We start from the raw sequence: 26,005 nt of genomic DNA on the forward strand, positions 1-26,005 counted from the left end.
CCTAAAACCCAACACCTATAAACCTAATTAGTTATATTTTGCTGATAATTCTTTTGCTACAGATTCGATTACATCTGTAATTTCGTCTGTTAATTTCCCTGCTTTCAAAGCATCAAGAGTTGCTCTGTGTTTGTTGTTCAAGAATTCCAAGAAATCTTTCTCAAATTCTCTTACTTTATTCACAGGAACATTTCTCAATAAGTTTTTAGAACCAGCATAGATAATCGCAACTTGATCTTCAACAGTATAAGGATCATTCAAACCTTGTTTCAAGATCTCAACGTTTCTTCTTCCTTTTTCAATTACGTTCAAAGTAACTGCATCTAAATCAGAACCAAATTTAGCAAACGCTTCCAATTCACGGAATTGTGCCTGATCTAGTTTTAAAGTACCTGCTACTTTTTTCATCGATTTAATTTGTGCATTTCCTCCAACACGAGATACAGAAATACCTACGTTAATCGCTGGACGAACTCCTGAGTTAAACAAATCTCCATCAAGGAAAATCTGACCATCTGTAATCGAAATTACGTTTGTTGGGATATATGCAGAAACGTCACCAGCTTGAGTTTCAATAATTGGTAAAGCAGTAAGTGAACCACCCCCTTTTACAATTGATTTCAATGAATCTGGTAAATCGTTCATGTCTTTAGCAATTCCATCATCAGCAATTACTTTACAGGCACGTTCCAATAATCTGCTGTGTAAGTAGAAAACGTCTCCAGGATATGCTTCACGTCCCGGTGGTCTTCTTAATAAAAGAGAAACCTCACGGTAAGCAACAGCCTGTTTAGATAAATCATCATAAACAATTAAAGCTGGACGACCTGAATCTCTAAAGTATTCTCCAATTGCAGCACCTGCGAAAGGAGCATACACTTGCATTGGAGCTGGATCAGAAGCATTAGCAGCAACAATAATGGTGTATGCCATTGCTCCTTTTTCTTCTAACATTTTAGCAATTCCTGCTACAGTTGACGCTTTTTGTCCAATTGCAACATATATACAAAATACAGGTTTTCCTGCATCGTAAAATTCTTTCTGATTTAAGATAGTATCGATACAAACAGTTGATTTACCTGTTTGACGGTCACCAATAACCAGCTCACGTTGTCCACGTCCTACAGGAATCATCGCATCTACAGCTTTTATCCCTGTTTGTAATGGCTCAGTAACTGGTTGACGGAAGATAACTCCAGGAGCTTTTCTTTCCAAAGGCATTTCGTATAAATCTCCACCAATTGGTCCTTTTCCATCAATTGGAAAACCAAGAGTGTTTACTACACGACCTACCATTTGTTCTCCTACTTTAAGAGAAGCAATACGTTGTGTTCTTTTTGCAGTTGAACCTTCTTTGATTCCTGTAGATGGTCCTAAAAGTACCACACCTACATTGTCTTCTTCAAGATTCAAAACAATAGCTTCTAATCCATTGTCAAATTCAACTAACTCTCCATATTGAACATTCGAAAGCCCGTAAACACGAGCAATACCATCTCCAACTTGAAGTACTGTTCCTACTTCTTCTAGTGTAGCACCAGATTCAAAACCTTCTACTTGCTTTCTTAATATTGCTGAAATTTCAGCAGGTTTGATTTCCGCCATCTTAATTTATAATTTAGACACTTAAATGTGTAATAAAACTAATTACTTAACTCTCTTTTTAATACTTGTAATCTGTTGGCTACTGAAGCATTATACTGCTTGTCACCTATTCTTAGAATAAACCCTCCAATAATTGAAGCATCCACTATATTTTCTATTGTGATTTTTTTATCCGAAAGCGTTTCAATTTTAGCTAAAACTTTAGCTTTTAAATCAACATCCAATGGAAAAGCGGTAGTTACTTTTGCAACTTCAATACCGTTCATTTCGTCAAACAATTTGTTGTATTCCAAAGCGATCGCTTCAAGAATTTCAAATCTTTTGTTTTCGAACAACAAATGAAAAAGTCCTTTTGTTACCCCATTCACATCTGCAAAAACTTCCAATAGTGCATTTTCTTTAACTTCAACTTTAATAGTAGGATTTTCAATAAAAGTGTTCAATTCCTGATTTCCGTTGATTGTCGAAGCAATTAAAGTCATGTCATTGCCTACTTCATTGGCTACACCAATGGAGTCTGCCATATCCAGAATTGCTTTTGCGTAGCGAATTGCTGCTCTTGTACTTGCCATAATTGTTAGTTTATCTTTACGTCACCTAACATTTTCTCAACTAATTTAGTTTGAGCTTCTTTGTTAGATAATTCGTCTTTCAATATTTTTTCTGCGATACTCAATGACAATGTAGAAACTTGTAATTTCAATTCGGCCATAGCTGCATTTTTTTCACTTTCAATTGCTGCTTTCGCTTGCTCAATCATTTTTAAACCTTGAGCCTGCGCTTCATTTTTAGCATCAGCAACCATTTTCTCTTTCATTTCACGAGCATCTTTAAGCATGTTGTCACGCTCTAATCTAGCTTCTTGCAAAATACGTTGGTTATCAGCTTGAAGATTTTGCATTTCTTTTCTAGCATTTTCAGCTGAAAGCAATGCATTTTTAATTCCTTCTTCTCTATCATTTACTGCATCAAGAATGGGTTTCCAAGCGAATTTTTTTAATAAGAATATTAATCCGACAAATATTAAAACTTGCCAAATAAACAAACCAAACGAAAAATCATTTATTAACTTATCCATTGTATATTATTATAAATTTTTAATGTTTTAATTTTAAAAACAATAGTCACAGCCAACCGCTGTAACTATTGTCTTTGGTGTTTTAATTAAGATGCGAATAACGCAGCGAAACCAATACCTTCAATAAGTGCAGCTGCGATAAGCATAGCTGTTTGGATTTTTCCTGAAGCTTCTGGTTGACGAGCAATAGCATCCATTGCTGAACCACCAATTCTACCAATACCTAAACCTGCTCCGATTACAATTAATCCTGCTCCTACAATAGTTGGAATTTGCATAATATATATATTAAAAATTAAACATTCTTGTTTGAAAGCTGTACGCATTAGGCGCTAGGCCAGATGCTAAAAAGCTTTTTTTGCATAAGCATATGCTTAATGCGATTCTTCGTGATGATGCTCTTCGTTTCCTGCTCCAAAATAAAGGGCAGATAACATTGTAAAGATATATGCTTGTAAAAAAGCGACCAATATTTCAAGGATAGAAAGCGCAAATGCTAATCCAAAAGACAAGGTACTTCCAATCCAGCTTTTAAAGATAAACATTAAACCAATGATACTCATCAAAACTACGTGTCCTGCTAAAATGTTTGCGTACAAACGTATCATTAATGAAAATGGTTTGATGATTGTTCCTAATAATTCAATTGGAGCTAAAATAAATTTCATTGGAGTTGGCACACCTGGCATCCAGAAAATGTGTCCCCAATAATTTTTATTTGCCGAGAACGTTGTGATTAAATAGGTTAACAAAGCCAAAGATGCCGTGATAGCAATATTTCCCGTAATGTTAAATCCTAATGGAGTTAATCCTAATATATTAAGGAAGAAAATAAAGAAAAATATAGTCAACAAATAACTCATATATTTTTTATATCCTTTTTCTCCAATGTTTGGAATTGCGATTTCGTCTCTAATATAAAGTACAATAGGTTCAAAAAAGCGTCCAGCTCCAGAAGCTATTCCGCTATTTTTACCATATGATTTTGCCAGACCAGTAAATAATAAAAACATTAAAACGGCAATACCTAAAATCCCTACAACACTTTTAGTAATAGATAAATCAAGTGGAGTTGCATTAGTAGGATGACCGTGTTCCCCTTCTGTTAAAGTTCCGGAAGCATCCGTTTTGTATATTTTTTCGTGATGTAACACATAGTAATTGCCATTGTGTTCTGCAGTTTCCTCACCATGATGAAATTTTGAAGAAGAAAAAACCTGAAGACCATTATCCCAAAGAATAATTGGTAATGAAAAACCATAATGCTCACCTGTCTCTTCATTTACAGATAATGTAAAATCATGAGCATCCAAAAGGTGATGATTGATAAATTCCTTAATTTTAGATTTTACATCTGTTGGTTCAGCATGAGCCTCTTCTGTCACCTCATGAGCAACTTCCGTTTTTACTTTCACAGTATCCACTTCAGGATTTGCAAAACTGATTAAAGGAAGACATGCTACTAAAGCTACTAATATAAATCTAAGTGGTTTGTTTGAAATCACCATAACAGTTAATTATCTTAATTTATTACGTTTCTGAAATTTGGTGCAAATGTACATTTTTTATTAATATTCAAAAGCATATAAAAATTTATTTTTGGAGTATTTGTCACCTAAACAATATATTTATTGCTTTTCGTTTAATATGCGTATCGTTAAAATCGTTTCAATTGCTAAAAAGAGAATAAACATCATAAAAAAATTCTTTCTTTCTATCGTGTTATTTTGAGTTGAAACCTGTAACAAAGGTCTTAATATCAAATAACAAAAAATCATCTTAACGCTCGTACTCAATAGAAATGACATTCCCACGTTGTCAAAACTGCGCTCTTTAACTTTCAACAAAACAATAAAGACAATTGTTGATAAACCTAAAAATAGCAAATAGAGCGTTTCTAACGAATAGTGAAAAGTGTCATCATTTATATTTAAAACATAAAAAACAATTTTATGAAGGATGTAGGCTAATGCCGCAAGTAACAATAAGTTTAGCAGCGGTTTGTATTTTTGTAAATTCATTGGGTTTGTTTTTGCCGTGAAGGCGCAAAGTTATCTTATATCTAATCTATTACAAACGCACAATGTTTTTAATATTTATACTGATCTAAAAAATTATTGTGATTTATTGATTTCATTAACTTGTCGTATCACATTATACAACGCTAGCGCAACACCAAACATCACTAAAATTTTATTGTAATACACTTTCGGACTCGGATGATTTTCATCTAACCAGTTTCCCAAATAGGAAAATAGAAAGATGATTGCTCCCATTTGAATTGGAATATTAATCAGCGCAAGCCACTTACTAGCTTGTTTTTTGTTGGGTTTGTTCTCCATCGTGTGCCATTAGATTTTTTACATTAGCCTTCATTGTACAAGATGCACTAAAATCAGCACCAGGTTCTACTGATAATTTCCCTACCGAAACTTCGCCATGAATACTTGCTTTTGACTTCACATTCAGGATCTCAGTAACATGAATTTTACCATTGAATTTCCCTTCTATATCCGCATTTTTACAAACTATATCACCGGTAACACTTCCCGCAGGTCCAATAACAATTTTTCCGCTGGATTGAAAATTACCTATTAATTCCCCATCTAGTCTAAAATCGGCCTGAGAAATAATATCGCCTTTTATAGTGGTTCCTTCTACTATTCTATTGGTCTTCCCCAAAAGATCCGTATATGATTTTGGCTTTTTATCAAACATGATTATGGGTTTTTAGGCGCTACATACGCTTCCAGGTTTTTCTTGATTTGAATTACTTTATAGTTTTCGCTGGTAACCACAATAGCAGGTTGATCGATTTTATATTTCTTATTTTCTTTTAAGATCTGAATGATGTTTTTCGCATAAGGCTCCGAATTAATTCCATGGATAGTGATGAAGTTTTCTTTTTCAGTATAAACATCATACGAATAGGACAGCGTCTGAAAATTCTCATTGGCAATAAATAACTTTAATTTATCTTCAATTTCTTTTGTGTTTTTATCGGTTCTTGCCCCTACTTTATAAAGAATTTTCCAATTCTTGGTATCTACGCTGCTAAAGTCCTTTTCTTCTAAAAACGGGATTTGCGTTGTCAGGATCTCGACAGCTTTTTTACCTTCTTCGCTATTCGGATAATTATCCGCCAATTCCTGCAATGCTTTTTTATAGGCCGCCAGTCCTCTAAGCTTTCCAAGAGTACTTGCCTTTAACAGCTCAAATTTTGAAACAATTTCATCTCCTGAAAACTGATTAATCAAATCGTCAATTTTTGCTAACACAACCGAATACTGTTCGTCTTGATACAATTTATACCATTTGTTATATACTTTATCCGGTGATTCATTATCTGAAGCTACATTCGAATTTGTATTATTTATTATTTGTGCATAACGAGAATTTGGAAATTGACTCGAAATTTTATTTTTAATTGTTTCGGCTTTAGCCGCATCCGTAATTTGATAAATTTTATATAAATTATAAAGGGCGGGAAGAATCAGTTTTTCTTCTGGATTATTTTTTAATAATTGTTCCAGTTTTGCACTGGCCAATTCATATTCCTTGAATTTTTCTTTATAAATAACCCCAAGCTGATAATAGGCAAAATTACGTTCTTTGGCAATGCTGTCAATTGCGGTTTGATTTGTTGGAAGCTGTTTTAGGTAGTAGTCGGTTGTGTATTTCTCAACTGGTTTGTCAACTGCTAATTTGCCTTCCAATGTTGCTTTCTCTCCGTTTATCGAGTCTCTCACAACAAAATCAGTTTTATTGGCTGACAATCTCCAATTCCCGTTTGAAGATCGGTCCCCCCATGTTTTTTTAAATTCCAGTTTTCCAAAAGCAATGGTCGTAGGGTTATAAAAATAGAAAACACTGGCCGACTGTTGTCCGGAGATACTGGTCATAGTAGGTGGTGCTAATGCCGATTTCTTTGCTGGTTTACCTGATTCCTGATTAGGAGCAGCCGAATCAACAGAAGCCGTTTTAATATTTCTTTCTATATTTTCTTGTTTGGCTTTCTCTTTTTCCTCTAAAATTCTTTTGGCTTCATCATTCTTTTTTAATGCATCGATATGTTTTTCAAAATATAAAACCCTGTCTGTTTCTGGCAAAGCAACCACATTCAAAATACTGTCGTTCGTTTTGGCAATCGCTTCGAGTTGTATCACTTCGTCTAAATCTTTTCTGGCTTTTTGAATGCGGATAAATTCTCTGGTTTTAACGTCCAGCTTCACTAAAGTACTGTCATAGTACTTTGCTGCAACCGGATAATCAGCATTCTTGAAATACATATTTCCCAAATCCCGATAATTTGAAGCAATCAAATATTGATCAGTTGTTGCTTTTTTTAGCGAAGCATTATAAAAATTTAAAGCTGTTTTTTGTTTGTTGTTTTTATCATAAAACACTGCCTTTTCCCGATAAATAACATCCAGAAATGGTCTGTTTTCTCTGTCGGCTATTAGTTTGTTGTATGTTTTTAAAAACGCAGTTGTATCTCCACTTTTATAATCGAATAGTTGTGCTTTTTTGGCATAAGCCTGAATAACATATTTCCTTTCGGATTTTCTGTTCATATCAATCACCGATTGGTAGCTGTAAATAGCGCTGTCCTTTTTACCTAATTCCTCGTACAATTGCCCAAGAATAAAGCGATACCTCGCTCTTTCTGCATTTACTTTCGTATTTCTTTCGGCTATTTTTAATTTTATTAAAGCGCTGTCTTTTTCTTCCAAGTTCAAAAAAGCTTCTGATAAAAGTGCATTCGCATCGGCAAAAACTTGTCTTTTCAACTCTTTCTCCTTCAGAAGTTTGGTCATGTTTTTTATTACCAAAGCATCATTACCAAGTCGCATGTTGGTTTTTTCACGCCAAATTTTAGCTTCATAAATTCTGCTGCTGTTGGGATATTTGTATAAAATATAATTGAATGCATCTAGTGCCGGAACGAATCTTTGGTCGTAATAACGTGATTTACCAAGCAGTAGATATGCTTCGTCTATTTGGCTGTTCTTTTCTCTCCCGCCAATATTCATGGAATGTTTTTGAATTGCTTTTGTAGCTTTGGTCTCGGCCAATTCAAAATCTGCATTTTTAGGTTTTCCGTCAGGAGAAATCTCCTCATCCATTTGCATTCTTTCAACAGGCAAACGCTTCCAAAAATTATCTTTGTTATTTGATTTTATACCCTTAACCCCTTTGTCTAAACCTATTTGCCCGTTGTATAAAATATTATATTTCGTGCTCAAAGCATGTGATTTTCTCGCCAAAAAAGTGTCCTTTTTGGTAGAACACGCTACCAAAAACAATAAAAATCCTAGAGAAAATATATGTTTGAATGTGTTGGCTTTCAATGGTAAACGGTTTTTATCAATTAACTTCTAAAAATACTATTTAGTATAATGACTTGTAAAAATACGTTTCTTTTTGATATCGTGGAAATTATTAGGTTTCTTTTTGATTGCCGGTTTTGCATGAGGGGTGGAAGCAGAAATCCCTTTCTATTCTTTTTTCAAGAATAAAAAAGATCGAGCGGGAGAAGCCCGAGCCTGCATTTTTCTTACCGGGCCACGACCAAACTAAATTTTACACTGCAAAAAATAGTTCCAGCTCTTGAAGTGTTTCTGCAGCTGTTTGAATATCCTTCACCACTTCACCTTTGTTTAACGCCACAATCCTGTTACAAACCTCAACGGTATGCAATAAATCATGACTGGAAACTAAAACCGTTACATCAGGATTCTCGGCTAGTTCTTTGATAATTTTTTTTAATCTGTTGACCGTTGTTGGATCTAAATTAGCAAATGGTTCATCTAAAATTACCACTTCCGGATTTCCAATGAGCGTGGCGATGATTCCCACTTTCTTTTGGTTCCCTTTAGATAAATCTCTCAGATACTTCTTGTTGTTTAAGATTTCTCCATTAAAAAACTCCTCGTGTTTGGTTAGCAAAGTATCGATGTCGGCTTTGTTTTGTCCACGTAAATCTCCTATGAAATAAAAATATTCTTCCGGTGTCAAGTAGCCGATTAAAAAACTTTCATCAAGAAATGAAGCCGTGAAAGGCTTCCAGTTTTCGCTTGAATTTACCTGAATCTCATTGTTGATAATGTGCCCCGTTGAAGGTTGGATTAAATCCAAAAGCAAGCTAAAAAATGTCGTTTTTCCAGCGCCATTATTCCCTACCAGCCCAAAACTTTGCCCTTTTGGGATTTCCAGATTTTCGATTTTAAGAACCGTTGTACCGTTATATATTTTTGAAAGATTGTTTACCTGTATCATTTGTTAAAGTTTAATCGTTACGTTAATCCCTCTTATTAATTAACTTTTTTGTTTGTAAGCCGCTATGGTTTTATACTTCTCTGTTTTATAGACCTTTTCTATTAGTTTGAAGACTTTATCTCGCAAAGCAAAACCTATTATTCCGGCAATCGCCACAAAAACTAATCCTAAATTGGGATTCATTATTTTAGAACCAATCCAATAAAGTCCTAATGGTAATAGTAATTTAGGCAACGAAATCAACATGGTATTTACATTAAAGGCTTTTTTATCTCCAAAAGCGCCTTTGCCGGAATCTAAATCAATTGGCGTTTTTGTATAAGCACCTGCAAGAAGCACCAAATGCGAATTCACTCCAATATTATAGAGGGCACCCACAACAATTGTCAGATAGACCTGCCATCCAAAATACAAATAGAATGAAGCTAAAATCGTCGAAATAACTGTTGCAATAACAATCAGCCACCATTTTGAACTCAAATAGCCGCGATACGGAATATTTTGCGTCATCATCAGTTGATAATAGGAGCTGTCCCAACTAGGCACAAATTGCCCGAAGGTGAATAAAAAACCTCCTGAGACAAAAATTCCTGCAAAAATGTGCATTATGGGATTATTGTATGCTTCTATTCCATTGGTAAAGAACAGAAACCCATAAAATAAAAAAACAACACTCATGATAACTGTAGTTTTGGATCGTCTGTTTCTTTTGATGAGTTTAATGTCATTTTTCAAGAATGTTCCCAATGTTCCAAATTGGTTCAGCCATGTTAAATCTTCCGTTTTGGCGATTTGTTGTTTGTTAGAAAGTCCTGAATCAAGGTATAGGTTGTTTTTGAAATAATTAAAGGTAGTATAATACAATCCGATTAAAGCAACAATTGGAAATAAAAACATCCATTTTGTGTGAAATAAACCCTCAAAGAAAACTGTAGTATAATTGGTAACGTCAAAAACTTGATAATACTGACATCCTCCTAAAACAAGAAAAATTCCAACAAAAACAGCAAACAAATTGTCTTTATTGTTCAATATAATATTTAAAAAATTGCTGATGTAAATCAACGAAATCATGGCCAAATGCCAAAGCAATACGCTCACCACATCATATCCTTCTATAATTAATACTATAGAAAATGGAAAGAAGAAAAAGGCGTGCCCGTAATTAAAAAAGGACAGTATGGTTTTCCCTAAAGAAAAATGAACAATTATTGGTTTTCTAAACGGTAAAACCAATAAAGGGCGAATATTCATTACCGGGATTTTCTGCAATAGCAGACGAATAATTAAATCAAATAAAAAGTAGTAAATCAGGAATTTATTTACTGTTATCAATGGTTCCAAGTTCATTTTCTGGATAAAATAAAAGGCTCCAATTCCCAAAGCCAAAAAAACTAAAGCAAAATAAATAGCCAAAAAAAACATCAGGATTTTTAATCCTAAATTTGTTGCAAAAGAAGCTGACCTCGTAAAAGCCTTCCATTCGAGATAGATAAATTTTTTGAACATCGTTTATAGTTTGGTTTCGTAATTGGTAGTTAAATTCTTGAAATGTTACATCTAATATAAAAAAAACGGCAATTATAATCCTCATTTATTCGTCGTTTCCTACTTTTGTAAAAAATTAATCACATGCCATCCTTTTTAAAACTTATTATAAAAGAAGTAAAACGTGAAACCAAAGACGCGGTTTCTATACTTTTTAATGTTCCTGAAGAATTAAAACCAAACTATATTTTTGTTGCGGGTCAATATGTCAATCTTAGACTTACGCTAGACAATCAGGAAATTCGCCGAGCTTATTCTCTTTGTTCCAGTCCGGAAAGTGGTGAATTACGAATTGCAGTAAAAGCAGTAAAAAATGGCGCTTTTTCTCAATTTGCCACTACAAAACTGAAGGCAGGTGATGCTCTTGAAGTAGGAAAACCAGAAGGAAAATTTACTTTTGAGCCACAAGCTGAACGACAAAAAAATTATGTGGCTTTTGTAGCCGGAAGTGGCATCACACCCGTACTTTCTATCTTGAAATCAGTATTAAAAAGTGAACCTAAAAGTTCTTTTGTTCTTGTTTATGGTAACAAATCTCCCGAAGAAACGATCTTTCATCAAGAATTGCACGATTTGCAATTACAATATGTAGGCCGCCTTTTTGTGCATTTTGTTTTCAGTAAAGCCAAAGCAGAAAATGCATTATTTGGTCGAATAGAGAAATCGACCGTGAATTTTGTTTTGAATAACAAGCACAAAGAATTGGAATTTGATAAGTTCTATTTATGTGGACCTGAAGAAATGATTAATAGTGTCTCTAGTGTCTTAAAAGAAAAAAACATCAAAGAATCGGCTATCAAATTCGAATTGTTTTCTACTTCTTCCAAAGAACATAAAATCGAAAAATCATTAGAAGGACATTCGAAAATCACTGTTATGGTGGATAATGAAGAGACCACTTTTGAAATGTCACAAAAACAAACCATCCTTGAAGCAGCTCTAAAACAAGGTCTTGATGCCCCCTATTCTTGTCAAGGCGGAATATGCAGCAGTTGTCTTGCTCGTGTTACATCAGGAACTGCCGAAATGACTAAAAACTCTATTCTTACTGATGGTGAAATTGCCGAAGGTTTAATCTTAACCTGTCAGGCACACCCAACATCAGAAAGTATTTCTGTAGATTATGACGATGTTTAAAAAACGTAAAATAAATAATAAACGAAAGACTTCTCTGAAATAGGGAAGTTTTTTTTATTTTAAAAATTTCAGGAAAAAGCTGTATCGATTGTGTACAAAGCTTTTATAGAGAATAAATTTGATTTTTTTCGCCATATTGATGACGTTTTTCTATGGAAGCAAGTGAATCCAGGATCAAAATCAAGTTGTTAAAGAACTATAAAAAAGCATTCCACAAAAACATATTTTTTTGTCTTTTGTTTTCTTCTTTGTCCTCGCCATAGCTGAACCAATCCTTTGTTTTTTCTTCTATCAACGATTTTAGCTCCTTTAAATCATAGATTTTTTTGGCTGTAATGGGTTTTATGTCGGATGGGTTACTAATTTTTAATTCTATTTTGGTAGCTATAAATGAGGTGTATAATCTTGGTATAGAAAGCCCCAAAATCATACCCGGCAAACCATTTATAGAACATGGGCCGCCAGAAATAGTAATATCGTCTGTATAGAAAGCAAATACATATACGTCATCCATTATTTTGCCTACTGCTTTTCGGCAATTATAACCTGCTATTTCTCTATGTTCATTTGTGACTTTCCATTGTATGTTTGGTACGCTATCTTCTATCACAAAATTAGTTCCCACTATTTGCTTTTGCATATTCATTTTTCTTGTTGTAAAATCAAAATACCAAGTGTTTTCTTCATCTGCATCTTTTTGGTGTTTTGCTATTCTTGTTTTTGGGCTCCATCTATCAAATTTGTATATGCTTTTGTTATCTGCAAAAGTACAGGTGAAATAGGAAATTTTTAGGTCAGAGAGGTTGTCTTTCATCATCTCATCCCAGCTATCATCACTCATCATCTTTTTGAGATTGGTATTTACTTCATATTCTATTACAGCTTTATCTATAAATTGTTGTGCTTTTGATGTAGTTGTAAAAATTAATGCTGCAATAAAAAAAAGTATTGATTTCATATGTTTCTATTTATTGTTTTTTATCGGTCATATGTAATTCGCATATTATCATTGGGTGTTCTCGACCCAATTACGCTCATGCTCATTTCACATATAGATAATAATTAGATTTTGGAATTTTTAAATGATCATTATTGCTACACAGTGAACTTAGTTTTGTCTCGTTCTTTGCTTTTTTCTGCGATAAAAACAACAAAATTGCGTTGTCAAATTTGTATGTTTTATTTCAGAACAATTGCTAATTTATTTTTTTGCTATTTCGCCTTTGTTTTTAAAATTCCAGGTAAAGCCTATCATTGCATATCTTTTGAGCCTATCGTTTCGTTCCTCACTTATTATGTTTTCATAAATGTTTCTATTTACACCTATATTTTGATTCAAAATATCTCGCACTAGGATATAAGCCGTAAACTCGTCGTTTTTGAAAGTGCGTTGTAGCCTTGTATTCCACAATTGATTGGTAAGATTGGTTTGAAAATCGGCCGTTTTTTGACGAGCATTTAAATTGTAATCTGTGGACAGTTTCCATTTTTCTCTAAAATAAACCCCTATATCCAAGTTCAAATTATTGGTGTTAAATGATTTTATCACATCATTTTGAGAAGTACTGCTTCTGCTATTTGAAAAATTATTACTTAGGCTAAAATCGTATTTCTTTTCTTTTGATTTATTTAAATAAACTGTGAATCCTGAATTTAAAGTATTAGAATTGTTGATTTTGCTATTAATACTAAGTATCGATTTGTTATAGTTAATAGATGGATTAAGGTTAATTCGTAAATCTATTTTTTTTACCTTAAATCCATACCCAAAATAAAAAGTTCCGGAAAAATTTCCGTTTGTGTTTATAGGTTTGCTAATTGTTTTAGCACTTTCTGGATCTATATCTTTGTTATAAGAAATTAAATTGGTAGTAGTTCTAAAATAAATACCTTGGTAAAATTGCGATTCTGTAAGAATACTAAAACTATTTTGTGATATGCTTACACTATTGGTAAAGGATTGCTTTAAATCTGGATTACCTAAAGTTTGATTAAAAAAATCTTGATTGTTTCTCAAAGGCTGTAATTGATCGATGGTAGGCTGTTGGGTTGCACCTTGATAATTGAAACGTAAATTACTATTGCTTTTGTACTTGTAAGAGAGATTTGCAGTTGGAAAAAAGTTAGTGTAGCTGCGCTTGTATTGGTTGTTTAAAGTTTGATCTAGCAAATCAAACGAAGTAAAACCAAAACCACTTCCAAAGCTATAATTTATTTTTTTGGCATTGTAACTCAATTTTATAATGGGCTTGTTCGTTGTTATTGTCTGTTTGAACTGGTTTGATAAAGAATGTACAACCAAATCATACTTGCCTGTAACATCTGAATAACCGTATGTTAAATAATTACTATCGCCGGTGTTATGTGTAACTTGATAGGCAAATTGCAATGCAAATTTCTTGCCAATAGGCTCTGTATAGCTAAGGTTTAAAGCGAGATTTTGATTTGTTTTCTCTCCTATTTTGTTTTGATCCACATCATCCCTAGAGGAAAAAACACCTCCATCATAACTTTCGTTAGAAGACTTTAATAAATTATTTGAATTCGTACTCAAAGTGTTCCAACTACTGTTTACAGAAAATGTACGACGAGCTTTGGCGAATTTATGTTTAAACAAAATACTGGCAGACAAAGATTCCTTATCGGAATTTGTAGTAAATGTTTTTTCTTGTTTGTTTTTTAACAATCCTTTATCTCCTGTGGTAATTCCGTTGGTAAATTCATCGCTATCGGTATTATAAAAATTGGTTTTGGCGGTAAATTTTAACGAATTTACTGAATCTAATTTTACGTCGTAAGTAGCATTCAGTTTAAAATTACTTCTGTTTACATTACTTACCGTTGATCTGTTTTCGTTTAGTTGGGTTTCTCCTACCTGTGCTTGGGTAAGCCTGCTGTTATTGTTGGTGTAAATTTGCTTATTAAATTTTGGCGATAGATTCAATGCTTGTTTATCATTCCACTTGTTGCTGTACTGCAATCCTGCGTTGGTATTTTTGATAAACCCATTTTGAGTGTCAACATAAGGTTCTTCATCAATATTACCATCTGTCCATTCATAATTTACATTTCCATCATCATCCATACTCATATTTATATCATTATCTCGTCCCCCAAATTTTTCGCTATCTTGCCAACCAAGTCCGTCCTGACCTATATTCCCATTTAATAAAAAAGCGGATAGTTTCCTTTTACCTTTAAAATCACTAAACATAAGATTACTATTGTATCTTGAATCGATATTTGTTAATGGTCCGTTTGCAGCGTCTATTTTTCCAAAGTACCCTTTCTTTTTATCCTCCTTTAATTTTAGGTTAATTGTTTTTTTTGTGTTGCCATCATCTATTCCTGTAAATTCGGCTTGATCACTTTTCTTATCAAAAACTTGTACTTCTTTTACTGCATCTGCTCGTAAGTTTTTTACCGCCATGCCTGGGTCATCACCAAAAAATTCTTCGCCATCCACCAATACTTTTTCTACTGTTTCACCCATGGCTTTTATGGTGCCATTTTTATCTACTTGTATTCCTGGCAGTTTTTTTAGTAATTCTTCTACGTTTGCATTGGCACTTACTTTAAAATCACCTGCCCTGTAACTAGTAGTATCTCCTTTAATTCTAATAGAGCCCGACTTTATAATTACTTCTTTTAACAGTTTAATTTTGCTTATCAAAGCAATTGTTCCCATATTTTTTTCGTTTTCTTTAACGGTTATGGCGTCTACATAATCGGCATATTGGCTATGAGCAGTCATCAATATATAGTTCCCAGCTTTAACGTTTTTGAGATTAAAGTTCCCTTCTTTATCCGATCGGGTAAACTTGTATAAAACAGAATCTATGGGGGTTAATAAAGCCACAACCGAATTGTTAACGGGCGTTTTTTCGCTACCATCGGTTAAAACGCCCGAAAGGTTTATTTTTTGAGAAAAGACTGAAAAAGAGCAAAAGAATAAAATTGCAATTGTTACTGTAATTTTTGGCATAAATAGCTTCTATTTTATTGTTTTAGCATTTCAAGATTTCTAAAAGCAACTTAGTAGAACGAACGACCATCTTCCGCATAAAATTAGCTTTTGGTGCAAAACCTGACGCACATAAACCAAAAATAGTATTATTCCCACTAAAAATTTAAGATTTTTTTGTTATTAAAATGTTAAAGTTTTTCCTACATAATAACAACAAAAGTTTGGGGGAATTAAAATTCGATACTATATATTAAATCTTAATTTATTGCTTGTCAGTATTTAAAACCTCTAGGATAGAATTAACAGAAATCGTTCGCATGGCATCTTCATATCCTGCTACTTTTTTATTTCCATAAATGGATGTCGGCAATTTTGGAAAAAGATTTCTATCGGAAACCAAAGCATTTTCTATTGGTTGTCCAAAAGGTGAAAATCCTGCAAATGGATGTGTTGCACCCCAAAGCGTAATGACTTTCACGCCAAGCATTGCGGCAATGTGGGCATTCCCGGAATCCATCGAAAGCATCACATCAAGATTACTGATAAGTTCCAATTCCTGTTGGAATTTGATTTTTCCTGCCATAGTGATGACAGCTGCTTTGTTGGAAGAAAACGAATTTAAGATTTCAATTTCTTCTTTTCCACCGCCAAAAAGAAAAATTTTGCACTCCTGCTTTTCCAATAATTGATTGATGACTTCCTGCATCAAATCCAAAGGATACACTTTGGAATCATATTGTGCAAAAGGTGCAATTCCTATCCATTTCTGGCTTTTTTCTCCGGTTAATTTGATAATTTCGGTATCTAAAACTTGTTTTTCAGGGAAAACCGGATGAGATAAATCAACTGTAAAACCCAGTTCTTCAAATACTTTTACGTGTCTTTCAAACATCGTTGGCAGTGGCTTGAAAACTTTATTTTCAGATTGTGTCAAGGCTTTTTTTTCTGCTCTTCCTTTATCAACTGAAGCTACATTTTTTCCGCTTAAAGCAAAAAGTGACCGGACGATTTTAGAACGCAAAACGTTATGTAAATCGGCAAAAGCATCGCTATTAAGTTGTTGTAAATCTTGGAACAAACGCAACAATCCAAAAAAACCTTTATGCCTTTCTTTTTCATCGAAAGCAAAAAAAGAAACATTGGGAATGGAATCGAAAAAAGGTTGAAAAAAAGGTCTGGAAACGACGGTTATTTTAATTTCCGGATGCTGATTTACAAAAGCATGTAAAACAGGAACCGTCATGGCGACATCTCCCATTGCGGAAAGCCTCATAACGGTTATATGTTTGATTTTTTGGGACAATTTAAAACGCGAATTACTTCTTGTTTTGGTACAAAACAGGATTCAAATCATCATCATTGTACATTTTCATCTGCTTGTACACTTTCATGAATTTATCTCCATTTTCAATGTCTTTTATTAAGTCATCAATCGCTGTTGACAAATCCGTTCTTTGTTCTAATAGAATATTCAATTTCGCCTGACATTTATCTCTGTGTTCTTGTGAAGCTTCTGTACGAGTTGCTTCTTCGTTCATATGATAAATTTTTAAAGCTAATATTGATAGTCTGTCAAAAGCCCAAGCTGGACTTTCTGAGTTGATTTTTGCATTGTCTTTCACCTTTACATGGCTGTATTTTTGAAGAAAATAACTATCAATGTATTCCACCATATCCGTACGCTCTTGATTAGAAGCATCAATTCTTCTTTTCAAAGTCAAAGCTGCAACCGGGTCAATATTGGGGTCCCGGATAATATCTTCAAAATGCCATTGAACAGTGTCAATCCAATTTTTATGATACAATAAATGCTCGAATTTATCCTTCGGAAAGGGATTATTTATAAGCTGATCTACATTATCAAATTGATGATAATCCTTAATACTTTGTTCGAAAACGGAATAAGCTAATTTTGAAAACATATCTTTATATATTAAAAGGCAAAGATACTTTTTTATACTTTTATAGATAAAAAAAACTTTAGAAGTTTAATTCCAAAATTAAAACCATGCAAATTCATATTTTATCAGAAAACAACAGTGTCCTGAACCATTTTTTAGGACAAATCCGAGATGTGAATGTTCACAACGACAGCATGCGATTTCGAAAAAATATTGAGCGTATTGGTGAAATAATGGCTTATGAACTGAGTAAAAAACTGCATTACAAAAACATAGAAATTCAAAGCCCTCTTGGCATAAAAAAGACTACTGAAATTGAAGACCAATTAGTGCTGTGCTCCATTTTGCGTGCAGGATTACCAATGCATTTGGGTTTTTTAAATTATTTTGATAATGCAGAAAACGGTTTTATTTCAGCCTTCAGACACCATCCTAACAATGATGACTATTTTGATATTATTGTCCAATACCAAGCAATTGCAGATATAAATGGCAAAAATGTGCTATTGATTGACCCTATGCTTGCCACCGGACAATCTATAACTGCCGTTTTTAATAAATTGATGGAAAGAGGAACTCCAAAAGAAATTCACATTGCAGTTGTAATTGCTGCTCCTGAGGGCATTTCATATCTCAAAACCCATTTACCGGATACGTGTCATCTTTGGATTGCTGCATTAGATGAAAAACTAAATGAACACAGTTATATAGTTCCAGGGCTCGGTGATGCGGGAGATTTAGCTTTTGGGGAGAAACTATAATTGGGAGAAAAAGGCAAAAAGACTGCATAGAATAAAAACAAACAATACGATTTCCTGTTTCAATTTTAACTGCACAATTTCAATATGACTTGTTGCCATGATTGCCAATGGCGCAAAGGTAAACATCAATAAATCATTACTTTTATTAGATGAAATCAAGAAAATCACTATTCCAATAAAGAATGAGGCTATTATTTTTTTGAAAGAAACATGTAAAAGCTGTGGCCTGTTAGACAATGTTGCAAACATAGATACAACAAAAAACAACGCGATAGTAGCATATATCGAAAAAGCAGCATTTTGGTAATTATTAGTAAAATAATCAATGCTGAAATCCGTCGTTACACTTCTTGTTATATATTCTATTACATTAACATTAAACACCGCAGCATATAATAAGAACATAATTCCCGCAGTAAAAAAGGCAATAAACGGCAAGAACCAGTTCCTATAATCTCGGGAAACATGAAAAATTATTGATATAAAAACCAATACAATGAAAATAATACTCCAAAAATGAAATAATGTGGCTAAAAAAATCCACAATGATGCATCAAATATTTTTTCTTTAGAGGCCTTAAGCGATTGCAATGAAATCAATCGGCGAAGGGCTAGCAGTATAAAGAAATTAGCAATAATTAGGTTGGCATTGTCTAATACCGAAGGAAAAAAAAGTAGGAATAAAAAATAAAAGAAAACGGTGTATGTACTGTCTTTACTCAGTCCATTCTTTTTAACAATGAAATTCGTTACGAAAACTGAAGCCAATAAAACACAGAACAGCACTGCTTTTTTTAAAATTAAAAAAAGGGAATTACTCCAAGACAAATCTTGAAATTGATATATTAAAAAGAAAACCAGCATTAAAATTACAACCAATGAAAAATTTAATGGCGTAGATTTTTTAAAAACACTTGTTATCATAAGGATATTTTATACTTTTGTGATTGTAAATATAATACTTGTTTGAAAGGAAACCCTGCAAGTTCATAAAGATTCTTTATAAAATAAGAACTGTATACTATCCGGAGTTCCTCAAAAACAATTAATAAAATTAATTTTATACATTATGAAAGCATTTTTCGAAGGAATACAATACTTATTTGTAAATATTTTATTTGCTCCTCTAGATTTTTTACGTTCATTAGAGCTTAAATCCTGGTTTGCTGCCAATACTGTCAACTGGATTTTCATGATTATTTGTGCATCCGCAATGGTATATTGGATCAAACAATTGAAAATTTTTGAAGACGCAGGAAAAGAGAATCAAGATACTACCGCTCACTCTTTCTTAAAGTAATAATTAAAAAAAAGTGAACGACAATTGGAACCTATTTTAAATCGTTTCCAATATCTTTTCTAAAATACATCTTATCAAAATTTAGTTTATCTATGTTTTGGTAAGATTTTTTTATGGCCTCTTCGAAATCATTTCCATAAGAAGTTACGGTTAAAACTCTTCCTCCATTCGAAACAACATTTCCATTATCAAGTTTAGTTCCTGCATGAAAAACAATAGAATCCTGAATGTTTTCTAATCCTGAAATCACTTTTCCTTTTTCGAAATCTTCCGGATATCCACCAGAAACCACCATAATTGTAGTAGCACTTCTTTGGTCAACTTCAAGCGTGATTTCATCTAATTTTTCATTGGCCACTGCCAAAAACAATTCCACTAAGTCCGTTTTCAATCTTGGAATAACCACTTCCGTTTCCGGATCGCCCATTCTCACATTGTATTCAATTACGATTGGCTCGTTATTCACATTAATCAATCCAATAAAAACAAATCCTTTGTACGGAATTCCATCTTTTTGAAAGCCGTCAATCGTAGGTTTTACAATGCGTGTTTCGATTTTCTCCATCAAAACAGCATCAACATAAGGAACTGGAGAAACTGCTCCCATTCCGCCTGTATTTAACCCGGTATCGCCCTCGCCAATGCGTTTGTAATCTTTGGCAGTTGGCAGGATTTTATAATTTTTCCCGTCCGTCAGAACAAAACAACTTAATTCTATTCCGTCAAGGAATTCTTCAATCACAACCTTAGAACTGGCATCACCAAATTTCTGATGAACCAGCATGTTTTTTAATTCTTCTTTGGCCTCGGCCAAATCGTGAATAATCAAAACCCCTTTTCCAGCGGCCAGACCATCTGCTTTTAAAACATAAGGCGGCTGCAGTGTTTCCAAAAATTCACATCCTTTTTCAACCGTTTCGGCAGTAAAACTATCGTAGGCAGCAGTTGGGATATTATGTTTAATCAAAAATTCTTTGGCAAATTCTTTACTTCCTTCTAATTGAGCACCAATTTTTGATGGTCCAATAACCGGAATATGCTGTAACTCGGTATCATTTAAAAAGAAATCGTAAATACCTTTTACTAATGGATCTTCTGGCCCCACAACAACCATTGCTACTTTTTCCTGAAGAACAAATGCTTTAATAGCATCAAAATCAGTTGGACTTATATCGATATTGTTAGCTATTGCGGCTGTTCCGGCGTTTCCTGGTGCTACATAAAGTGTATCACAAAGCGGGCTTTGAATCATTTTCCACGCAAAAGCATGTTCTCTTCCGCCTGAACCTAGTAGTAAAATTGTCATGTTGTCGTTAATTAGTTGTAAACCGCAAAAATAATTGCTTTTGAACTTAAAAAATAATTAATTTTCAAAAAGTTATTGGTTCTTGGTCATTAGTTGTTCTTAAACATTATTTTTGATGAAATATACCCTTACTATGTTTCCACTTTTCGACTTATCACTAAAGATAAATGGTTTCCCAATGAAGGAAGCCAAAGCCGAATTGCGAAAAATAGTTTCATTTTCAGAAAAAGAATACAGCGCGTTCCTTGAAAATAAAAAGGTAGAAATCGTTAATTTTCATTTACAAAACAATCCATTTTATCAGGAATTAGTAGGCTCAAATTCTACCGACTGGGATGATTTACCCGTTTTAAATAAAAGAACCTTACAAAAACCGTTACTTGAAAGGCTTTCGAATGGTTACTCCACCAAGAATAGCTATGTCAATAAAACATCAGGTTCCAGTGGAGATCCGTTTATTTTTGCCAAAGACAAATACAGTCATGCTTTGACCTGGGCTTCCGTTATTTATCGTTTTGGTTGGTATGGAATTGATTTTAACCGTTCGTATCAAGCACGCTTTTATGGGATCCCAATGGATTTTATTGGCAACAAAAAAGAACGCTTTAAAGATTTCTTAGGTCGGCGATTTCGGTTTTCTATTTTTGATTTATCGGATGAAATTTTAGAAGGATTTTTGAAACATTTTCAAACAAAAAAATTTGATTACATTAATGGTTACACAAGCTCCATTGTTTTATTTGCCAAATTTTTACAAAAGAAAAATATTGTTTTAAAAGACATTTGCCCTTCGCTAAAAGTATGCATCGTGACTTCCGAAATGCTTTATGACGAGGATCAAATTCTTTTAAAGCTACAATTTGGAATTCCAATCATCAATGAATATGGTGCTTCTGAGTTGGATTTAATTGCTTTTCAAAACCCTCTGGGCGAGTGGCAAGTGAATTCGGAAACGCTATTTGTTGAGATTTTGGACGACACTAATCGAGCTGTCCCAAACGGCACTTCTGGCCGGATCGTGATTACTTCCTTATTCAACAAAGCACATCCGTTTATACGATATGATATTGGCGACATTGGGCTTTTGGACGAAAAAAGCACACTAAAAAAACTGATCCTTAAAAAATTAATTGGAAGAACAAATGATATTGCTATTTTGCCAAGCGGAAAAAAATCACCTGGATTGACTTTTTATTACGTGACAAAAAGCATCATTGAAGACGATGGTAATGTTAAGGAATTTATAATCAAACAAACGAAAATTGATACTTTTGAAATTGAATATGTCAGTGAAAATGAATTAACGGCAATACAAATTCAAAAAATAGAAGATGCGATTACCGTCTATTTAGAAAATGGTCTGAATTTCTCATTCAACAGAAAAGAAAAACTGAAACGAAATAAAAACGGAAAATTAATGCAGTTTATTTCCTTAATTAAAGAAATCAAATGAAAATCACCATAGTTGCAGGCGCCAGGCCTAATTTTATTAAAATCGCCCCTATTATCAAAGCGATAGAGAAAAAACAAAACGAAGGTGCTCCAATTTCTTATCGTTTGGTGCATACAGGCCAACATTATGACAAAAGCCTGAGCGATACGTTTTTCGAAGAACTTAATATTCCGCACCCAAATAGCAACCTCGAAGTAAAAAGTGGCTCTCAGTCCATACAAACAGCAGCGATTATGATCGCTTTTGAACAAGAATTAGTAGAAAATTCGTGCGATTTAGTTTTGGTAGTTGGTGATGTCAATTCAACAATGGCCTGCGCCATTGTGGCAAAAAAAATGAATATCAAAGTGGCACATGTCGAAGCCGGAATGCGCTCTGGTGACATGACAATGCCGGAGGAAATCAACCGAATTGTCACCGATAGCATTGCGGATTATTTCTTCACCACATCACTTTTAGCAAATGAAAATCTTTTAAAATATGGAACTTCTAAAGAAAAAATCCATTTTGTTGGAAATGTAATGATCGATACTTTATATCAAAATTTAAATCGAATTACTAAACCTGCTTTTTGGGATGATTACCAGTTAGAACGCGAAAATTATATTATTCTGACCTTGCATCGTCCATCGAATGTAGATGAAGAGCAGTCCTTACAACAATTATTGTTGGGCATTGACGCCTTGGCTGATGATAAAAAAGTAATCTTTCCGGTTCATCCGAGAACCAAAGTCACTTTAGGTGAAAAAAAATTACAGTATAAAAATATCATTTGTGTTGAACCTCAAGGATATTTAGCATTCCTGTACCTTATCAAAAATAGTTTTGCGGTAATTACAGATTCCGGCGGTATTTCTGAGGAAACAACCGTTTTAGGAATTTCCTGTTTTACGATGCGTGAAAATACAGAAAGACCCGAAACGCAATCTGTTGGCACTAATACTTTGGTTGGATTAGGCATCGAAAAATTGGCAAAAATTTACAGCTCCTTTCTAAAAAATGGAAAGAGAGAAAGTGGTATTCCAGCACTGTGGGATGGCAACGCTTCAGAACGAATTATTGACATTTTGCTAACCAAAAGCTAATGGAAGAAATTGTAATTATCTCTAATTATTTTCCGCCGGAAAAGGGCGCCGCTGCCAATAGAATTGAGCAGTTGGCTTTAAAACTACATCAAAATAATTACCAAGTAACCGTAATTTGCCCATTGGCTAATTATCCAAAAGGAATGTTATTTCCGGAATACAGGGGAAAGTTTTTTGTAGAAGAAATGATGCAAAATATTAGGGTCAAGCGACTTTGGATTTATCCAAGTAATAGCAAAAATATCTTCAAACGTATTGTTTCAATACTGTCTTTTTCCATTGGATTATTTTTTTATCTGGTGTATAAAAAAACACCGAAAAAAGTAATAATCCAATCTCCGCCATTGTTATTATCTTTCATTAGTGTTTTAGTGCTTTCGCTAAAGCGAAAGAAAATTATTTTAAATGTTTCCGACCTATGGCCTTTGGCGGCTATTGAGTTGAACGCCCTTCCGGCAGGTTCATTTTCACATAAAGTTTCATTGTTTTTTGAACGATTTATTTATAAAAATGCAACGCTGATTTTAGGCCAGTCTGATGAAATTATTACTCATATTCACTCTTTATATCCAGAAAAAAATTGCAGCTTGTATCGTAATTTTCCAGACCATCAAATTGAAAATATTGAATTAAATTTAGTTGAAAACCAAGCTATTAAACTATTTTACGCAGGATTACTCGGTGTCGCGCAAGGTGTTTTGGAAGTTTGTGAAAAAATGAATTTGGAAAATCTAAATTTAGAATTTCACATTTTTGGTGATGGTGCTGAAAAAGTTCAAATTGAAGGGTATATAAAGGATAATCCTAAAAAAAATATTGTTTTTCATGGAATGCTGGAACGCAATGAATTGATTTCAAAATTAGCAGCCTTTGATATTGCATTAGTTCCGTTGAAAACGAGAATTTATGGCTCAGTTCCCTCAAAAATATTCGAATACAGTACTTTAGGGATCCCCATCCTTTATTTTGGAGGTGGCGAGGGCGAAACTATTGTCTCTGACTATAATTTAGGATGGGTAGCAGAAGTAGCAAATTTCAAAAACCTAAATGATACCATAATCGAAATTTCAAAAATAGATAAACAGCAAATTCAAATGATAAAGAAACAGATTTTTGAAAATGCAAAAAACAACTTTAATCTTGATTTTCAAATAAAAGAATTAATTGAAAAAGAAATTTTTTAATAGGCTTTTTCTTCTCCCTTTACAATATTAACTACCGTTTGGAAAATTATTTTCAAATCCAGAATAAGAGACCAATTTTCGATATAAAAAACATCAAATTTTATTCTGTTGATCATGTCGCCCTCTGTTTCAATTTCACCACGAAATCCTTTAACTTGAGCTAATCCGGTAATTCCAGGTTTAACATAATGGCGTACCATATATTTTTTAACTTTATTCCCATAGGTTTTATTTTGTGCCCAAAGATGCGGCCTTGGGCCTACAACTGACATATCGCCAAATAATACATTTATAAACTGAGGCATTTCGTCAATACTTGTCTTTCTCATAAACTTTCCTACTCTCGTAACCCGGGGATCATTTTTTGAGGCTTCAGTTTCGGTTATCTTATTGATTTTCATAGAACGAAGTTTATAACAGAAAAATTCGTTTTCATCAATTCCAGGTCTTCCCTGTTTGAAAAAAACCGGGCCTCTGGATTCTAATTTTATTAAAATCGCCAATAACGGAATTAGCCAGGATAAGAGAAAAACAATAATTATAAGCGAGAAAACAATATCGAAAAACCTTTTAAATATTTTTGTAACAGGCTCATGCAGCATCGTTTTCTTTAATGACAAGACAGGAAAAAACTCGTAATAGTCTATTTTTAAATTTTTGGAGAAAATCTCTTTTGTATCCGGTATGAATTTTATTGTTTTATTGTTTTCATCCGCAAAATCAATCAAATCTTTCAAATGTTCATTTGAAATTTCATTTAAGGAACAATAAATTTCATCCACACAATTTTCAATTACAAAAGGCTTTAAATCCGCCAATTTCCCTGTGATATTTTGATTTGATTTTTTATCAGAAAAATAACCTAAAAAACGGTATCCATAATCATTTCTTGTTTCAAAAAGATCTTTTAATTGAATTGCTTCTGCTGTATATCCAATAATGACCGCGCTTCTATAATTACTTCCTGTTATTTTTCTATATTCTTTTAAATAATAAAACAGTAGAAATTTTGAAATGGTAATCAGTACTATAACTGAAGAAATAAACGTCGCAATCACTGCCCCACTAAAAACAACTTTTGAAAATGGAAAAAAAGCAATAATTATCAAAAGAAATAAAACCCCTTGTTTCATTATTTTTGAAATAATTTCAATGGGTGTAGTGAAGCGATATATGTCATAAAACCTTATGAAAAAAGCAGCAATAATCCATCCGATTGCCTGATAAATAAGATAATATTCGATGTCTAAATCGAGTTCTTTGAAGACAGACAAGCTAAGCATTGAAATAACTATTAGATCAGTTGAAACACTAATAGGCCGTATGTATTTTGAATATCTTCCTATCTGTGATGCCGTCATAATTAGTCAATGTATGCTATACTATTAATTTAAAAATGAA

General features: G+C 33.4%; 24 protein-coding genes. 6 read left to right on the plus strand and 18 right to left on the minus strand.

The features are described from left to right. Nucleotides 1–27: 27 nt before the first annotated feature. From atpA to ACNQGH_RS02360, 11 genes are all read right to left on the minus strand, one after another. Complete coding sequence (atpA, locus tag ACNQGH_RS02310) at nucleotides 28–1,605, minus strand: F0F1 ATP synthase subunit alpha (RefSeq protein ID WP_126457785.1); 1,578 nt, start codon at nucleotides 1,603–1,605, stop codon at nucleotides 28–30. A 38-nt stretch (nucleotides 1,606–1,643) separates the two neighbouring features. Continuing rightward, the gene (gene atpH, locus ACNQGH_RS02315) at nucleotides 1,644–2,177 is read right to left on the minus strand and encodes an ATP synthase F1 subunit delta (protein WP_417954358.1); all 534 of its coding nucleotides are present in this window, start codon (nucleotides 2,175–2,177) and stop codon (nucleotides 1,644–1,646) included. Nucleotides 2,178–2,182: 5 nt separating this feature from the next. Further along, complete coding sequence (locus ACNQGH_RS02320; RefSeq protein WP_417954359.1) at nucleotides 2,183–2,683, minus strand: F0F1 ATP synthase subunit B; 501 nt, start codon at nucleotides 2,681–2,683, stop codon at nucleotides 2,183–2,185. Between the two features lie 86 nt (nucleotides 2,684–2,769). Next, nucleotides 2,770–2,961: an ATP synthase F0 subunit C gene (atpE, locus tag ACNQGH_RS02325; RefSeq protein WP_007136870.1), complete on the minus strand. Its 192-nt coding sequence runs from the start codon at nucleotides 2,959–2,961 to the stop codon at nucleotides 2,770–2,772. 96 nt (nucleotides 2,962–3,057) lie between these two features. Continuing rightward, complete coding sequence (gene atpB, locus ACNQGH_RS02330; RefSeq protein WP_417954360.1) at nucleotides 3,058–4,191, minus strand: F0F1 ATP synthase subunit A; 1,134 nt, start codon at nucleotides 4,189–4,191, stop codon at nucleotides 3,058–3,060. A 120-nt stretch (nucleotides 4,192–4,311) separates the two neighbouring features. Continuing rightward, nucleotides 4,312–4,704, minus strand: a complete 393-nt coding sequence (locus ACNQGH_RS02335) for a hypothetical protein (protein ID WP_417954361.1) — start codon at nucleotides 4,702–4,704, stop codon at nucleotides 4,312–4,314. Between the two features lie 93 nt (nucleotides 4,705–4,797). Beyond that, complete coding sequence (locus ACNQGH_RS02340) at nucleotides 4,798–5,025, minus strand: AtpZ/AtpI family protein (protein ID WP_417954362.1); 228 nt, start codon at nucleotides 5,023–5,025, stop codon at nucleotides 4,798–4,800. Then, nucleotides 4,994–5,401 carry a bactofilin family protein gene (locus ACNQGH_RS02345; RefSeq protein ID WP_417954363.1) on the minus strand — a complete coding sequence of 136 codons (408 nt, stop codon included), beginning with the start codon at nucleotides 5,399–5,401 and terminating at the stop codon, nucleotides 4,994–4,996. Before ACNQGH_RS02345 ends, ACNQGH_RS02340 begins: the two co-directional genes overlap by 32 nt. 2 nt (nucleotides 5,402–5,403) lie before the next feature. After that, nucleotides 5,404–8,034, minus strand: coding sequence for a type IX secretion system periplasmic lipoprotein PorW/SprE (gene porW / locus ACNQGH_RS02350; RefSeq protein WP_470303783.1), 2,631 nt, complete (start codon nucleotides 8,032–8,034; stop codon nucleotides 5,404–5,406). Between the two features lie 232 nt (nucleotides 8,035–8,266). Next, nucleotides 8,267–8,962, minus strand: coding sequence for an ABC transporter ATP-binding protein (locus ACNQGH_RS02355; protein ID WP_417954365.1), 696 nt, complete (start codon nucleotides 8,960–8,962; stop codon nucleotides 8,267–8,269). A gap of 39 nt (nucleotides 8,963–9,001) precedes the next feature. Continuing rightward, a complete protein-coding gene (locus ACNQGH_RS02360; RefSeq protein ID WP_417954366.1) occupies nucleotides 9,002–10,471 on the minus strand; it encodes a DUF5687 family protein in 1,470 nt (489 codons plus the stop codon). Between the two features lie 123 nt (nucleotides 10,472–10,594). Here ACNQGH_RS02360 and ACNQGH_RS02365 point away from each other — a divergent pair, with 123 nt between their 5' ends. After that, nucleotides 10,595–11,647: a 2Fe-2S iron-sulfur cluster-binding protein gene (locus ACNQGH_RS02365; protein WP_417954367.1), complete on the plus strand. Its 1,053-nt coding sequence runs from the start codon at nucleotides 10,595–10,597 to the stop codon at nucleotides 11,645–11,647. A gap of 196 nt (nucleotides 11,648–11,843) precedes the next feature. On the opposite strand, the gene ACNQGH_RS02370 is transcribed toward ACNQGH_RS02365, so the two are convergent. The 4 genes from ACNQGH_RS02370 to ACNQGH_RS02385 all read right to left on the minus strand — a co-directional run bounded on the left by ACNQGH_RS02370 (nucleotide 11,844) and on the right by ACNQGH_RS02385 (nucleotide 17,536). Continuing rightward, a complete protein-coding gene (locus tag ACNQGH_RS02370; RefSeq protein ID WP_417954368.1) occupies nucleotides 11,844–12,605 on the minus strand; it encodes a GLPGLI family protein in 762 nt (253 codons plus the stop codon). Nucleotides 12,606–12,848: 243 nt separating this feature from the next. Next, complete coding sequence (locus tag ACNQGH_RS02375; protein WP_417954369.1) at nucleotides 12,849–15,632, minus strand: outer membrane beta-barrel protein; 2,784 nt, start codon at nucleotides 15,630–15,632, stop codon at nucleotides 12,849–12,851. A 244-nt stretch (nucleotides 15,633–15,876) separates the two neighbouring features. After that, a complete protein-coding gene (locus ACNQGH_RS02380; protein ID WP_417954370.1) occupies nucleotides 15,877–16,887 on the minus strand; it encodes a glycosyltransferase family 9 protein in 1,011 nt (336 codons plus the stop codon). Nucleotides 16,888–16,930: 43 nt separating this feature from the next. Further along, nucleotides 16,931–17,536 carry a DUF4254 domain-containing protein gene (locus ACNQGH_RS02385; RefSeq protein ID WP_417954371.1) on the minus strand — a complete coding sequence of 202 codons (606 nt, stop codon included), beginning with the start codon at nucleotides 17,534–17,536 and terminating at the stop codon, nucleotides 16,931–16,933. Nucleotides 17,537–17,622: 86 nt separating this feature from the next. Between ACNQGH_RS02385 and upp the strand changes: the two genes are divergently transcribed. Then, nucleotides 17,623–18,276: a uracil phosphoribosyltransferase gene (gene upp, locus ACNQGH_RS02390; protein ID WP_417954372.1), complete on the plus strand. Its 654-nt coding sequence runs from the start codon at nucleotides 17,623–17,625 to the stop codon at nucleotides 18,274–18,276. Here upp and ACNQGH_RS02395 read toward each other — a convergent pair. Beyond that, nucleotides 18,271–19,200 (minus strand): DUF6427 family protein, encoded by a 930-nt coding sequence (locus ACNQGH_RS02395; RefSeq protein WP_417954373.1) that lies wholly within the window; start codon nucleotides 19,198–19,200, stop codon nucleotides 18,271–18,273. The two genes, upp and ACNQGH_RS02395, sit on opposite strands and share 6 nt — an antisense overlap. Before the next feature lie 145 nt (nucleotides 19,201–19,345). On the opposite strand from ACNQGH_RS02395, the gene ACNQGH_RS02400 reads away from it, so the two are divergent. Beyond that, nucleotides 19,346–19,576 (plus strand): DUF6341 family protein, encoded by a 231-nt coding sequence (locus ACNQGH_RS02400; RefSeq protein WP_417954374.1) that lies wholly within the window; start codon nucleotides 19,346–19,348, stop codon nucleotides 19,574–19,576. A 31-nt stretch (nucleotides 19,577–19,607) separates the two neighbouring features. Here the strand turns inward: ACNQGH_RS02400 and purD are convergent, their stop codons facing one another. Then, nucleotides 19,608–20,882 carry a phosphoribosylamine--glycine ligase gene (purD, locus tag ACNQGH_RS02405; protein WP_417954375.1) on the minus strand — a complete coding sequence of 425 codons (1,275 nt, stop codon included), beginning with the start codon at nucleotides 20,880–20,882 and terminating at the stop codon, nucleotides 19,608–19,610. 133 nt (nucleotides 20,883–21,015) lie between these two features. On the opposite strand from purD, the gene ACNQGH_RS02410 reads away from it, so the two are divergent. The 3 genes from ACNQGH_RS02410 to ACNQGH_RS02420 are packed head-to-tail and all read left to right on the plus strand — an operon-like array spanning nucleotide 21,016 to nucleotide 24,604. Next, nucleotides 21,016–22,335 carry a phenylacetate--CoA ligase family protein gene (locus ACNQGH_RS02410; RefSeq protein ID WP_417954411.1) on the plus strand — a complete coding sequence of 440 codons (1,320 nt, stop codon included), beginning with the start codon at nucleotides 21,016–21,018 and terminating at the stop codon, nucleotides 22,333–22,335. Continuing rightward, nucleotides 22,332–23,420 carry a non-hydrolyzing UDP-N-acetylglucosamine 2-epimerase gene (gene wecB / locus ACNQGH_RS02415; RefSeq protein ID WP_143387309.1) on the plus strand — a complete coding sequence of 363 codons (1,089 nt, stop codon included), beginning with the start codon at nucleotides 22,332–22,334 and terminating at the stop codon, nucleotides 23,418–23,420. The genes ACNQGH_RS02410 and wecB overlap by 4 nt, the downstream gene beginning before the upstream one ends. After that, nucleotides 23,420–24,604, plus strand: coding sequence for a glycosyltransferase family 4 protein (locus tag ACNQGH_RS02420; RefSeq protein ID WP_417954376.1), 1,185 nt, complete (start codon nucleotides 23,420–23,422; stop codon nucleotides 24,602–24,604). Before wecB ends, ACNQGH_RS02420 begins: the two co-directional genes overlap by 1 nt. Here the strand turns inward: ACNQGH_RS02420 and ACNQGH_RS02425 are convergent. Beyond that, on the minus strand, nucleotides 24,601–25,965 hold the full coding sequence (locus ACNQGH_RS02425) for an undecaprenyl-phosphate glucose phosphotransferase (RefSeq protein ID WP_417954377.1): 1,365 nt from the start codon (nucleotides 25,963–25,965) through the stop codon (nucleotides 24,601–24,603). The two genes, ACNQGH_RS02420 and ACNQGH_RS02425, sit on opposite strands and share 4 nt — an antisense overlap. Nucleotides 25,966–26,005 lie beyond the last annotated feature (40 nt).

It is taken from the genome of Flavobacterium kochi, assembly GCF_048286715.1.
Lineage (GTDB): Bacteria > Bacteroidota > Bacteroidia > Flavobacteriales > Flavobacteriaceae > Flavobacterium.